Here is an 11846-nt window from a genome sequence, read left to right on the forward strand (position 1 = left end):
TTTTTCCGTACTCGGTTTTTCCGTACCCGGATTTTTAGGGGATGGTTCTTCTGTACTTTCTTTTGGTATTACAACAGATTCAATATAATAAAGGTTTCTTGAGAATTGCCCTTTTTCATTTTTTTGTTTTTCTATATTGATGTAACCTTTAGTGATTAGTTGTTTACGATATTTATAATAAGTATCTTCGCTCATGCCTAAGTCTTTACATTGAATGTCTACACTTGGAAATGCTGTACGTTCTTCATTTGTATTCCCCCAAGCGTAACTACATAAGTAAGCATATATTAATTTTGCATTCTTATGTAATGAACGATCTCTCATGACATGCTGTGCTAATAAACCAAATCCTTTTTCGTAAACTGTTCCTCTCATTTGTATAACTGAATCTAACATAAAAAATCCTCCAATTTTTTTACCCCGACCAAAAAATGGGTGCAAGAAATTAGAGGATTGTAGTTCACATTTTTAAAAGTATATGCTATCATAGACGTAGCGATACACATTTAAATACGTTAATACAAACCTCGTTTTCTAATTTTCATCGGTTACTGTAGTCGGCCAAACCACTGAACCTTTGAAAATTCCGTCGGGGTTTTTTATTTTTTTAAATTTATATATTGTTTAAAGTTTAAATTCACATTTGCAATTTATGTATCTACTTCTTTATGATAGCAAAGATTTGTTAAAAAAAGAAGAGTAAAAGAGAAGACCGTCGTTTGATGGTCTTTTTTGTTATACTAAAACAAAAAGGGGATGTAATATATGCATATTTTTTTTGACAGTATTCTAATGTATTTAGAACACTATAATATTCCGTGTACATTTGTATTGAACAATGGAAAATCATTAAAGGGAAAAATAGTGGGCAGAGAACAATATATGATTTATGTTGAAACAGATGAGAAACAGCACTTTCTATTTAAATCTAATATTATGGACATCATTCCAAAAGAGAAGTTAGATTTACAAAAGGTAAAGGAATCAGTAAAAAATCATATATCAAAGAAAAAAGAGTCTGTTGTGAAGTAATACATAGAAAAAACAAGTTTTTTAAGGGTAGTTACACTTAATATGATAAACTATATGTAACTGTATATTGTGAGGGCGGGAGGTTGCTATCCTTTCTCTGATTTTAGAGAGAAGGGAGGTGACCGAATGGATTCTTTATTTAATTTATTGTATGACGCTGCTAAGGTATTCCTTACAGTATTTGCAACAGCTTGTGCGAATGAGCTTGCAAAAAAGATTAGCAATAAAAGAAATAAAAATACCGCCCCGAATGCCGGCAAGCGTAAGGGCGGTACTAAACGAAAATAACTATTAGCAACCGACCACCTTGCGGTATCAGTTACTGGAAGAGATGTTAGCGAATCTCTTCTTTTATTTTATGCGATACAGTTAGAAGTCATACTCTAATGACATCATAACAAATAATCAGAAAAAAGAAAAGACACTCAAATGAGTGCCGTTCTTCGACTTGATAACCACTTCAATTTTAATAATACACATACGAACTGGCGTCCAATAATAATTTTAACACATTTCCCGAAAATTGAGAGCGCATTCCTTAACTTACTTGATTACTTTGTCCATAACTTCTTTATATTTGTTAAATTGAGCATCTTCCATATCACCGTTCATTTGAATTAGGAAATTACCTTTTGCGTAAGTGTGAGAGAATAACATTTGATTGCCGTTACCTAAATCGTCATAGTACTTCTTAGCTTTTTCAAGATCTTCTTTGTTTTTAAACTCAAATACTCTCCCACCACTATCTTCACCTAATGCTGGTACAAGAATGCGTTTTGCTTCTTTTCTAGTATTTCCAAATTCTTTTTCTGGTAAATCACTAGGATTTTCAGCGTCTAATCCTGCAGCTTTAAATTCTTCAATCACCTTACCAACTGTAACATTACTTGTCATTGATTTAACGCTGTCACAAGCAGTTAAACCGAATAATAATAAAGCACCCATAAGTAATACTGCAAATCTTTTAAACATATTTGTTCGTTCCTCCTAATGTAAATAAATCCTTAGACATGATAACAAATTATTTATCTATATATTGTCATATATTGTCGAACGGAAGATAAAAAAGACGTTCACTTGAACATCTTTTTTATTTTTGGATTATAAGAGTACTCTTACATTTACGACAAGATATCTTCTTTTCTTTAGAAATTAATAGGTTTTCGGCATTACATCCTGGGCATACTGCTGCAAATGGTGTTTTTATATTCATATAGCATAAGATCGAAATAACTGCTAGGATCAGAGCAGGTACAAAAAGCATCATAATTAAGAAAAGAATTGCACAAATGCCTGTAATTATACAAAGTGGCTTCATTAGTTTTCTAGCAAAAGAATTTGCTTTGTTATCTTTTATAGTAAAAGGAGTCACTTTAAAAGTTTGAACATCTTTTTTTACGGAAGTTTTTGGTCTTGTATATGATTGTTCATTAGAACTAACAGCTTTTGACTTTTGGTTAGCTGATCTATTTGTGCTTTGTTTAGGCCCTTTTTTTCCTATACGTTGTTCATATGAGATTCCGGTGCCGGGTAAAGAAGTTGTAATTCGTGATTCGGATGGACCAGTACTAATACGCGCACCTTTTACACCAGCGGAAACACCGATACCTTTGTGAGTAACGTTAACTTTTACGCCAGGTGCAACTTTAATACCTTTGCGAAATTTAAACCCCATAATATCGTATCCTCTCTACATAAATAATCAGAATCCTTCACCAATTATAACAAATAATCAATCTTAATATTTTTATATAACGTAAAATAGAGTAAATAAAAAAGAAGAATGTTATTTTTAATAAACTAAAAAGTTCTCTTGTTTGTTTTTTGTTCTAAATGTTCAATAATAACCTTTTCTTTGCTTCCTATTAATTCCCCTATTAATTTATTATTCTCAACAAGAATACGATTAAAAACAGGGACATTAGTCAATTGAATAGCATTTGCTTTATTTTGTTTTTTTCTTCTAAAATCATCTAAGTTTATAAGCATTTATGATAAGCCTTCTTTCTTCAAGAATATACGTTCGATTGTTAGTTAAAAATAAAAAATCCAGAGAGGACTAAATTAAACAACCTTTTATTTTTTGATACTTTAAAAGTAATAAGTCCTCTGGAATTTTTGTGTGATGTGCTATTGCGTCGATAGTTTTAAATTCCTTTGCATAAACATGCCAATATTCATCAGGCATCAACAATTCGATTGCAAATAAGTTTGCTTGTTGTTCCAATTTCCCGACAGAGAAAAATGTATTTCTTCTTAAATGCGGCGTATTATCTCTTGTGTGCATAATTGCATGACCTAATTCATGGCAACATGTAATTTCTTTTTCTTTTTCACTAGCATTAGCATTCAAGATTATCCATTTATTATTTTGTTCATATTTATAAAACCCTAGTATATCAGGATGTAGATCCCATTCGACAACATTGATGTTGAGAAAATAAGCTAATTCATAGGGATTGTTAGTTTTGTGTTTTTTTACTAAGTTGTTTGCTAAGTCTTTTTCAAAGTATCCCATGTAGTATATTCTCTCCGTTCCTTTATTCTTTGTTACGATATTTTTTAGGGGTATATTTTTTATTAATAATTTTGGTTTGGGTAACAATGAATTCCATAGCTGACATTAAAGATTCCGTAGCTTCCTCGCTCATAGGTTCACCAGAAAACATTAAACCATCTGAATTCATCAAATCAGCTTTGATTTCCTCCATACGTTTCGCTATATCTTTTTGATCTTTTTGAGACAGGGTAGATATTACTGCTACTGTTGAATCATCTTCATTTAATAAGTAATCAACGGTAACACCGAAATAATTAGCTATCTTTTTTAGTTTATCAGCAGATGGATATGCTTTAGCCCATTTTCTAATTGTTCCGTTTCCAAAACCTAGTTCTTTTTCTAATGTAGATACATTTGTTTTCCTTTGCTCGCATAGATATCTAACCTTTTGTAATAAGTTCATAGTTATCACCTTTCGAAGCCGGTTAAATCTTTTTAGAATAAAATCTAATTAAAACGTTGACTTTTAGACTTTAGTCTATTATGATTTAGCCATAAGCTGTTTTATCAGCGGAAATGTCAGCAACAAATTAGCCTTTTCAAAAGCCAATACTCGCTGGGGGGCGCTAGTATTAATGGTTTTAGTTGCGGCTTATTCCGTATGCTTAAATATTAGCATACAGTCTAAATCTTAGTCAATAAATTAGCGAAAATTTTCTCTTTTTCTGTTGGAGGTGATTTTTTATGGAAAATAAGCAAAAACAGTTTCGAGTTAAGGTGCAGACAGCACTAGTTTTAAAAGAAACGACATTAACAGAACTTGCTAAACGTATGGGGATTTCAGTCTCGTATCTTTCTGACATTGTTAGAGGACATCGAGAAGGGAAGAAATACAAAGCTAAGATCGCGGAATTGTTAGATTTTACTTATGAAGAAAAGAAGGAGGTTTCATGAAAATGGATCAAATACAAACTATCCCAAAACCTGTTAGTGATTTTGTATTCATTGAAGGGAATAGGATAGTAACGGACAGTTTAACAGTTGCTCAAATGTTTGGTAAACGTCATGACCATGTAATGAGGGATATTGAAATTCAAATCGAAAAGTTAATAGAAGCAGGTGAACAAAAATGGGGTATCACCAACTTTGGGGAGACCCAATATCAACATCCTCAAAATAAACAATGGTATGACAAGTACAACTTAACAGAGGATGCATTCGCAATTGTAGCGATGAGTTACGTAACTCCTGAAGCGATGAAAATGAAAGTGAAATTCATCAAAGAATTCAAGCGTATGAAGGAACATCTTCAAAAGAAAACACCTTCATCAAGAGAACAGTTTTTAGCGACGATGCAGTTAGGGTTACAACATGAAGAAGACTTAAAACAGTTGAAAACTGATGTAGAGCAAATAAAAAATGATATTAACGAAAGAATGACTGTTGATTACAGTCAACAAACAGCGATTAGAAATGCTGTAAATCGTAGAGTGTATAAGCTTTGGAATGATGGAATTGTAAATAGAAATATCCATGATACCAGACGAAAAGTGTTTTCCGCACTTTGGAAAGATATTTACGCTTCATTTGCTGTTAATAGCTATCACAATATACGACAAAGAGATTTTGATGAAGTAATAGATTACATAAAGGTTTGGCGACCGCGTTTAGTGTAAAACGAAATAAAAATAGCATAGGAGAGAAAGAACATGTCGGATCAAAAATATTTAGTGATTAACCATAGCGGATTTGGTCCTACTTATGTCTATGAGTTTGAAACGTTGGATGGAGTAAGAGAAAAAGTAACTGAACTAATTGAGAACGGAGAAAGTCCTAGTTCAATCCGTGTGACACAAGAAATTCCAGTAAACATTAAAGTTAAAGTTGATGTCGATTTTTTATAAAACAAAGTATTTAGATGGGAGGTTTTACAAGTGAATATTGATTTAAATAGTTTAGCAGATGGTGCAGTTGCAGAGAAAGTGGATGCAGAGTTTCAACGTGTATTAAAAAATATGGCCGATCCAAACACAGATCCTACAAAGGCAAGATCAATTACATTGACACTTACTTTTAAGGGGAATAAAAATCGTGAAATTTGGGATTGTACTGCGAAAGTCTCATCGAAACTAGTAGCTGCAAAAGAAGTAGAATCTACATTCATAGTTGGTAGGGATAACGCTGGTGATATCGTTGGTCGAGAACTAAATTCTGGTGTTAAGGGTCAAATGTACATAGATGGTGATGGAGATGTGGCTACTGATGTAGGCGAAAAAGTACTTACAGAGGAAAAAACTAAAGAAATAGAACCCGCTCAAATTGTAGATTGGCGCAAACAAAAAACTAACTAATAACCGCAAAGGGGAACTTAAAATGATTGAAAAAGACGCTTTAAAATACGTAGTTGAATTAGGAAATGTAAAAACACAGGATATTAATGGTCAAATATTTTCAACGCAGCCATTACATGTAGTAGAAGAACCAACAGCAAGATCGTTTACTGTTCGTAGCCTATCAGGGCTAGTAGATTATGTGAAATCTGGATTTGATGTTAATGAGCCATTAATGATTCATGTAGCAAGCCCAACGTTAGTAACTTGCTTTACTGCTATCAACGGTAATTACAGTCGTAGCACTTTCGTTAGGACAGAAGCGTTAGTACCAGAATTTGATTTTGGGCATTGGTACAAGGTAGAAAAGTTTATTATTAGCCTTCAATCAGCGTTTGTTAAAAATGATGATCGTGATGTGATGTTAAGGGTTGTAGGAAATATAACAGAAGAAAATGTTAAGACATATGGTGATGATGGAGTATCGCAAAGTGTAGTGGCTAAAAGTGGTGTTGCAACAGTTGCAGAAGTTGCTGTTCCAAATCCAGTATCACTTAAACCATATCGCACATTCACGGAAGTAGATCAGCCAGAGAGTGATTTTGTATTCCGTATGCAGGATGGGCCTAGTTGTTCAATCCATGAAGCGGATGGTGGTGCTTGGAAGTTAGAAGCGATTGGGAATATCAAAAAATACTTAGTTGAGAACTTATCAGAAGAAATTGAAAGCAAAAAAGTATTTATTATTGCGTAACAGCAATTCATATATCTTTCAGCTGCATCCTTATCGATGTAGCTAAAATTGAGGTGAAATGAATGGGATTAGCTGATAGAGTGCTTCCAGAACATATACAGAGAGCTGGGAAGTTAGAAAACAAACTGCGTGAGTATATGAAAAATCGTAAAATCTTGCTGCGTCAATGCGATAGAGCTATGAGCGATGGCGAAATAACAGCTGCAAGAGAATTGAAGGCATTATGTAATCAACAAGCTGAAGAAGCAGCTGCAGTTGAAAAAGAACTAATTGAATTATACATGCAAAAACAGAAACAAGATCAATATCGTAGAAATAAAGAGCGGAACGATGTGCTTGGCGTAGCGGATCATCTTGTAGAAATAGGTGGGAATCCGGAAGTGGTTGAACAAATACGCAAAAATGCATAAAAAAAGACCCATCGCGAAGACGGGTACTCAATAAGGATTTTCGAAATAAATTTACATTTGCAAGTATATCACAATATATGCACAAGCGGCCATTTAAAAAGTGCGTATATAAAAATATAAAGATTAATAAATTTTAACTATAAAAAATAAAGTGGTAAGGAGTTGGAAGTAATGCATCATTCTTGGCTTGATAGCGGGGATTGGTGTGATATTTGTGGGAATACCATTCCTGCTTCTGATGTGAAAAATATGTATATCGACGGGTGCGGGAAAACGCTTTGTAAAAGCTGTCGCGGCGAAATAGAAAGTAAATTAAAAGTAGTTGATACATTAGTGCTTAAAGATATGCTAACGCTGATTACAAAAAAGTACGGGCAGCATAAAGTACGACAGTTTAATTTGGTTAAAGCAGAACAATATGTAAAAGAAAATAACATTTCTCTGGAGATTGAAAAGCGCGGTGGTAAATTCAATCAAGAAAAATTAGGTGTATTTGTAAAACTGTCTAACGATGAAGTTTTGTCGATTCTGCAATTCTTACAAAGAAAGATTGGTGGGCACTTGTGGATGCATGCAGCAATGGGGGCTTTGTTAGATAAACAGCTTGTATATACATTGCAATTAAAAGAAGGTGATCAACGTGACAGAGCAACTGACGATTTTTTCGGAGAATTTGTTTATTGATACACCCGTTATAACAAATATAAAAGATACAAAAGTTGTGATGCGCGGAGGACCTTTTGATATCAAGCAAGCTCACATAAAACATCGTCCGGGACATCCGGACTTTGTAGACGTCCTGGTGATTGTTCCTTGCGATGTGTGGAGTGCGGACGAGCTGCCGCGCTCGGTAAGACAGGATAATCACTTTGATATGTATATCGATTATGTAACAGCTATATGGCGTTATAACAGAGCGCACAATAGTAATTTTGATTGGGAAGCAGCAGAAGAACTTTGCAGGAAAGCAAGAGAATCCCAGGAGCCACAACAGATACGAATTTTCTTAGATAGTACGGGATTTAAACCGCAATTTGTAATTGAGTATTTATAAAATGGAGGAATTCGAAATGAAAATAGCATTAGCAGCCATTCCAGTACCGGTATTTATTAAAACGCCTTTTGAATTAGGTGATTGGGTAGCGTTTGAGTGCGAAGATTACACAACATTCGCGAGAGTTAAGTGCTTAGATATAGATTCAAAAACAGGAAGAATTAAGGTATATGGCGTTTGGGGAAATACAAACGTAATGAACGCAGGAGATAAAGGCTGGCAATATGCTGATCAATGTCGACTAGCAACAGAAGACGAACAGTATTGGGAAGAGCGCCGCAGAGTCTTCGCTTCCAAAAATAGAAGAAATAATGAATTCCATTCTGGTGATTATGTTAGTGATGATGTAAATGCTTCGGTAGTATTACATCAAGATAAGGAGACAGGGAAGGTTTCTATTATGATTATCAATTCTGGTAAACGATATGAAGTGGACCCGGATGAGTTAGAAATATTATTTTTCAACGAAGATAGAGCGGGTTAAATTGATATGAATCCGGATACGTTAATTATTTTTGTAATATTGGGAATTTTGTCCGCTATAGCAATTAGAGTATTCAATAAGATTCGGAAATGAAATGTGATGCAGGTGAAATAAGTAATTGCAGAAACAAGAGTTAATCGATCTGTTAATAGATTTGGAATGTTATAGAACGGAAGACCGTCAATTATGGGAATTGGACGAGCTAGAATTGGCGGTCTTATTGATTGTAACAATAATGAACAGGAGGAAATGTGATGAAAAGTCTGTATAAATTCCGTGTTTCTACAATTTTTCCACAATGGCGTTGTGAGCATATTGTAGAAAAAGAAAATGAAACAATGGCTAAATATCACTACTATAAACAAATGAAAAAGCTAGGTTATATAGATATGCCTTTCGAAATGTTTAAACGATTTATCGTTTGTGAATACAAGGATGTCGTTGATATTAGTACGCTTTTTGGTAAAGAAGAGACCTTTCGAAAAATGTGCCGTTACAGAAAAATCCATTTTGCTAAACGAGGGATGCGCGTTGAGGTACAAGGGAAAATGGGGACGATTGTTGGGAATTGTAAAAACGATTTATTTATTGTATTAGACGGAAATCCTCATAAGTTTAGATTTCATCCGTACTGGGAGATCGTTTATTTTGATGAACAAGGTAACATTATTAAAGACTTTCGTAAGGGAGTATATGCACAATGAGACATATATCAAATTTGCACGTTATCACCAAAGAAGAGATGGAACAAACTTTTGATATTACGGAACTGATTGAAATGCAAAAAGAACTAGACAAGCGTATTGCTTATAAAGGTACTGACAAATTAGATATGTTATTCCGTGCGTTGGTAGTAGAGATTAGTGAAGCATGGAATGAAACAAGAGCATTCAAAATGTGGAGTGTAGAATTCGGAACACCAAAGCAAGGTCTTCTTGAAGAATTGATAGATGGGTTTCACTTTCTTATGAATATTGTTATTGAGTTAGACCGGTATACATTGAAACGCAGAATTGTACCGCACTTTTGTTATCGACACATTATGAAAAATAATGTATCGAATGTCAATTTATTGTTCGAATGGTACATACAAGATACATTGGCTGCTAAGAAAGCCTGGTGTTACTACAAAAATCTTAATGTAGCAATGGATCGTTTGAGCAGAGCGTTCGGCATTTTCTTCCGTCTTTGCTACTTATATGGATATAAATACGAAGATATTGTGCGTGCTTATAAAGAAAAAAATAAAGAAAACTTTGTGCGTCAATCGAGTGGGTATTGAGATGTATCTATTTGTAGTTACATATGAGATTCCACCGATGAGCGGTGAGTTAAATGTAGATATCAATGCAAAAGATGAACATGAAGCATTATATCTTGTTAGAAACTTTTTACCGCGTGCTGCAGTAGTGCGCGGTGCACAACCAAAGTAAGTTTAAATGGGAGCAGAAAGCGGTGGGCATGACAAATGAGCGATACGAAGTGGATTACGCTAGTTTGGATAATCACTATTGCAGTGTGGTGGTTTGAATGAGAAAGAAGGATTTTGCAGTCATAGCGATAGCGTGGTTAATTATCACGCTCGCTATGTATCTCTTAAAGTTTGTGTTCAAAGTGGATTTGTAAAGGTTATACAATTTGAATTTTGTAAGAAAAGGAGCGATTAGAGTGAGTAATTCAATTGAAGTGGGAAAATGGATGATTAATGAACATGCAGATGGTATTTGGAGTGGTCCTTACTTTAATACAAGGGAAGAAGCAATTGAAGAAGGTAAAAAAGAGTATTTCAAATCTAGGGAAACGTTTTATGTAGGACAGGTTTCAAAAGAGGAAATCGCTATTGGCATTAATGTAGATTCAGTTTTGGATGACATTGTTATAAATGTGCAAGAGCAAGTCGGTGAAGTAGCTGACGATTACTTGAATCATGTTGATAAAGAGGATTATCAAGTATTAGAAGAACGACTTTTGGAAGTAGTGCAATCTTGGATGAAAGAGAGAGATTACGAGCCATCTTATTTTAAGATCGTTAACACGGAATGCATTGATAAATAAAACCGAACAAAAGCGTTATTTGAATGCAAAAAGGGGGAAATGGAAAATGGAATACATTGAAAAAGCAACTAAAGATATTAGAGAGAATTGGTTTGGAAATCATGTAGCTGAAATTCAAGGCGAAGAAGGATTACAGGTTATTTATTGGGGCAAGCCTGGAACAAACATGTATCGTACTAAATTTGTTCTTGCAGGATATAACGTATTTATTTCAGGTGATATTGGCGAAGCGGTGTATAGCCTTACATGTCCAGCGACATTAGAAAATATTAAAGGATTCAATTTAGGGTATTTCACTGAAAAGTTAACGGCTTTTTGTGAAGAACGTTGGAATTTTGATGAAGAAAAGGCAAAAAGGGAACTTGATGAATATTGGAAGGAATACGATATAAACGAAACAAGAGAAGACGGACAGGAAGTATATGATCGTATTATTTCAGCAATTGATGAGAGTTCATCTATGGAAGGTTACCATTTTTGGTTAAGTGACGTTTATCATAGCAGCTCATTAGATTCTGACAAGTTGGAAGACATTTGGAATTTCGGTAAAAGGTTTCCACGTCGTTTAATTGGTTACTGGTTAGGATTGCAAATGGCAATTGAACAATTAGAGAAAAGCAAACCTGCAGCAGAAGCAGTGACTTTATAACAAAATAGTTATTTTGGAGAAGGAGAGGAAAAGAAATGAATACAGTAACAGTTAATATTCAAGCAACGATTATTAAAGGAGCATTAACAGGAGTTTCTGGAAGAGTTGTAGGTTTTGATAGTGAGATGGATATGGTGAGCATTGAGGTTGATGAAGATACATTTATTGAAACTAAATCAGGGAACATTAAGCAAAATTAGTACAAAATTCTTATTTTGGAGGGAAAGAGAAATGGTTAATTTAACGCCTTTTATGTATAAACGACATTATCCTGAGACAGCTGAACCGTATCTAGTTTATTCGGTTGGTTGTGATAATCCAGAAAAAACTAGTGGTTGGATGCAAGGATATTGGGAATGCACTCATTGTGGGGAAGGTAGTCAATTTAGATTTTATGATGATACTTATTGGCCTAAATACGTAGCGAAGTGTCCGAAGTGCGACAAAGAGTTTATTGCAATTGATGATACTGATTACGATGACTAATTTATAACAAAATCCTTATTGGGGGTAGCGTCAGGAAAATGCGGATTTACAACGCTAAGATCACTCCCAAGATTAATAACCCGATTTTAACA

General features: G+C 34.3%; 25 protein-coding genes. 19 read left to right on the forward strand and 6 right to left on the reverse strand.

Annotated features, from left to right (window positions below):
* On the reverse strand, positions 1–396 hold a 396-nt coding region (locus tag MR056_RS18015), incomplete at its 3' end, for a helix-turn-helix domain-containing protein (RefSeq protein WP_242136599.1).
* 369 nt (positions 397–765) lie between these two features.
* Here MR056_RS18015 and MR056_RS18020 point away from each other — a divergent pair.
* On the forward strand, positions 766–1032 hold the full coding sequence (locus tag MR056_RS18020) for an RNA chaperone Hfq (protein WP_087099685.1): 267 nt from the start codon (positions 766–768) through the stop codon (positions 1030–1032).
* A 126-nt stretch (positions 1033–1158) separates the two neighbouring features.
* Complete coding sequence (locus MR056_RS18025) at positions 1159–1320, forward strand: hypothetical protein (protein WP_176371967.1); 162 nt, start codon at positions 1159–1161, stop codon at positions 1318–1320.
* A gap of 255 nt (positions 1321–1575) precedes the next feature.
* Here the strand turns inward: MR056_RS18025 and MR056_RS18030 are convergent, their stop codons facing one another.
* The 5 genes from MR056_RS18030 to MR056_RS18050 all read right to left on the reverse strand — a co-directional run bounded on the left by MR056_RS18030 (position 1576) and on the right by MR056_RS18050 (position 3995).
* On the reverse strand, positions 1576–2004 hold the full coding sequence (locus MR056_RS18030; protein WP_087099684.1) for a stress protein: 429 nt from the start codon (positions 2002–2004) through the stop codon (positions 1576–1578).
* A gap of 118 nt (positions 2005–2122) precedes the next feature.
* Entirely contained in the window at positions 2123–2707 is a 585-nt protein-coding gene (locus MR056_RS18035; protein ID WP_087099682.1) for a DUF4236 domain-containing protein, read from the reverse strand.
* Positions 2708–2832: 125 nt separating this feature from the next.
* A complete protein-coding gene (locus MR056_RS18040) occupies positions 2833–3021 on the reverse strand; it encodes a hypothetical protein (RefSeq protein WP_087099680.1) in 189 nt (62 codons plus the stop codon).
* 70 nt (positions 3022–3091) lie between these two features.
* Positions 3092–3550, reverse strand: a complete 459-nt coding sequence (locus MR056_RS18045) for an ImmA/IrrE family metallo-endopeptidase (protein WP_087099678.1) — start codon at positions 3548–3550, stop codon at positions 3092–3094.
* 22 nt (positions 3551–3572) lie between these two features.
* Complete coding sequence (locus MR056_RS18050; protein ID WP_087099676.1) at positions 3573–3995, reverse strand: helix-turn-helix domain-containing protein; 423 nt, start codon at positions 3993–3995, stop codon at positions 3573–3575.
* A 281-nt stretch (positions 3996–4276) separates the two neighbouring features.
* Here MR056_RS18050 and MR056_RS18055 point away from each other — a divergent pair, with 281 nt between their 5' ends.
* The 17 genes from MR056_RS18055 to MR056_RS18135 all read left to right on the forward strand — a co-directional run bounded on the left by MR056_RS18055 (position 4277) and on the right by MR056_RS18135 (position 11754).
* The gene (locus MR056_RS18055) at positions 4277–4486 is read left to right on the forward strand and encodes a helix-turn-helix domain-containing protein (RefSeq protein ID WP_087099674.1); all 210 of its coding nucleotides are present in this window, start codon (positions 4277–4279) and stop codon (positions 4484–4486) included.
* A 2-nt stretch (positions 4487–4488) separates the two neighbouring features.
* Complete coding sequence (locus tag MR056_RS18060) at positions 4489–5208, forward strand: Rha family transcriptional regulator (RefSeq protein WP_087099704.1); 720 nt, start codon at positions 4489–4491, stop codon at positions 5206–5208.
* A 33-nt stretch (positions 5209–5241) separates the two neighbouring features.
* The gene (locus tag MR056_RS18065) at positions 5242–5436 is read left to right on the forward strand and encodes a hypothetical protein (protein WP_087099672.1); all 195 of its coding nucleotides are present in this window, start codon (positions 5242–5244) and stop codon (positions 5434–5436) included.
* 30 nt (positions 5437–5466) lie between these two features.
* Positions 5467–5883: a replication terminator protein gene (locus tag MR056_RS18070; protein ID WP_087099670.1), complete on the forward strand. Its 417-nt coding sequence runs from the start codon at positions 5467–5469 to the stop codon at positions 5881–5883.
* Between the two features lie 22 nt (positions 5884–5905).
* A complete protein-coding gene (locus MR056_RS18075) occupies positions 5906–6616 on the forward strand; it encodes a hypothetical protein (protein WP_087099668.1) in 711 nt (236 codons plus the stop codon).
* 62 nt (positions 6617–6678) lie between these two features.
* Positions 6679–7026, forward strand: a complete 348-nt coding sequence (locus MR056_RS18080; RefSeq protein WP_087099666.1) for a hypothetical protein — start codon at positions 6679–6681, stop codon at positions 7024–7026.
* 171 nt (positions 7027–7197) lie between these two features.
* Entirely contained in the window at positions 7198–7710 is a 513-nt protein-coding gene (locus MR056_RS18085) for a hypothetical protein (protein WP_087099664.1), read from the forward strand.
* Entirely contained in the window at positions 7667–8080 is a 414-nt protein-coding gene (locus MR056_RS18090; RefSeq protein WP_087099663.1) for a cell division protein SepF, read from the forward strand. Before MR056_RS18085 ends, MR056_RS18090 begins: the two co-directional genes overlap by 44 nt.
* 16 nt (positions 8081–8096) lie before the next feature.
* A complete protein-coding gene (locus MR056_RS18095) occupies positions 8097–8564 on the forward strand; it encodes a hypothetical protein (protein ID WP_087099661.1) in 468 nt (155 codons plus the stop codon).
* A gap of 118 nt (positions 8565–8682) precedes the next feature.
* Positions 8683–8835: a Fur-regulated basic protein FbpA gene (locus MR056_RS18100; protein ID WP_242136600.1), complete on the forward strand. Its 153-nt coding sequence runs from the start codon at positions 8683–8685 to the stop codon at positions 8833–8835.
* Positions 8819–9268: a hypothetical protein gene (locus MR056_RS18105; RefSeq protein ID WP_242136601.1), complete on the forward strand. Its 450-nt coding sequence runs from the start codon at positions 8819–8821 to the stop codon at positions 9266–9268. Before MR056_RS18100 ends, MR056_RS18105 begins: the two co-directional genes overlap by 17 nt.
* A 5-nt stretch (positions 9269–9273) precedes the next feature.
* Positions 9274–9846 (forward strand): dUTP diphosphatase, encoded by a 573-nt coding sequence (locus MR056_RS18110; RefSeq protein ID WP_242136631.1) that lies wholly within the window; start codon positions 9274–9276, stop codon positions 9844–9846.
* Position 9847: 1 nt separating this feature from the next.
* Positions 9848–9997: a hypothetical protein gene (locus tag MR056_RS18115; protein WP_242136602.1), complete on the forward strand. Its 150-nt coding sequence runs from the start codon at positions 9848–9850 to the stop codon at positions 9995–9997.
* 235 nt (positions 9998–10232) lie between these two features.
* Positions 10233–10619 carry a hypothetical protein gene (locus MR056_RS18120; protein ID WP_242136603.1) on the forward strand — a complete coding sequence of 129 codons (387 nt, stop codon included), beginning with the start codon at positions 10233–10235 and terminating at the stop codon, positions 10617–10619.
* A 46-nt stretch (positions 10620–10665) separates the two neighbouring features.
* Positions 10666–11268 carry a hypothetical protein gene (locus MR056_RS18125; RefSeq protein ID WP_242136604.1) on the forward strand — a complete coding sequence of 201 codons (603 nt, stop codon included), beginning with the start codon at positions 10666–10668 and terminating at the stop codon, positions 11266–11268.
* Between the two features lie 35 nt (positions 11269–11303).
* Positions 11304–11468: a hypothetical protein gene (locus MR056_RS18130; RefSeq protein ID WP_242136605.1), complete on the forward strand. Its 165-nt coding sequence runs from the start codon at positions 11304–11306 to the stop codon at positions 11466–11468.
* Positions 11434–11754 carry a phage terminase large subunit family protein gene (locus tag MR056_RS18135; protein WP_242136606.1) on the forward strand — a complete coding sequence of 107 codons (321 nt, stop codon included), beginning with the start codon at positions 11434–11436 and terminating at the stop codon, positions 11752–11754. The genes MR056_RS18130 and MR056_RS18135 overlap by 35 nt, the downstream gene beginning before the upstream one ends.
* The last annotated feature ends 92 nt before the right edge of the window (positions 11755–11846 follow it).

The organism is Bacillus cereus group sp. BfR-BA-01360 (assembly GCF_022663595.1).
Classification (GTDB): Bacteria; Bacillota; Bacilli; order Bacillales; family Bacillaceae_G; genus Bacillus_A; species Bacillus_A cytotoxicus.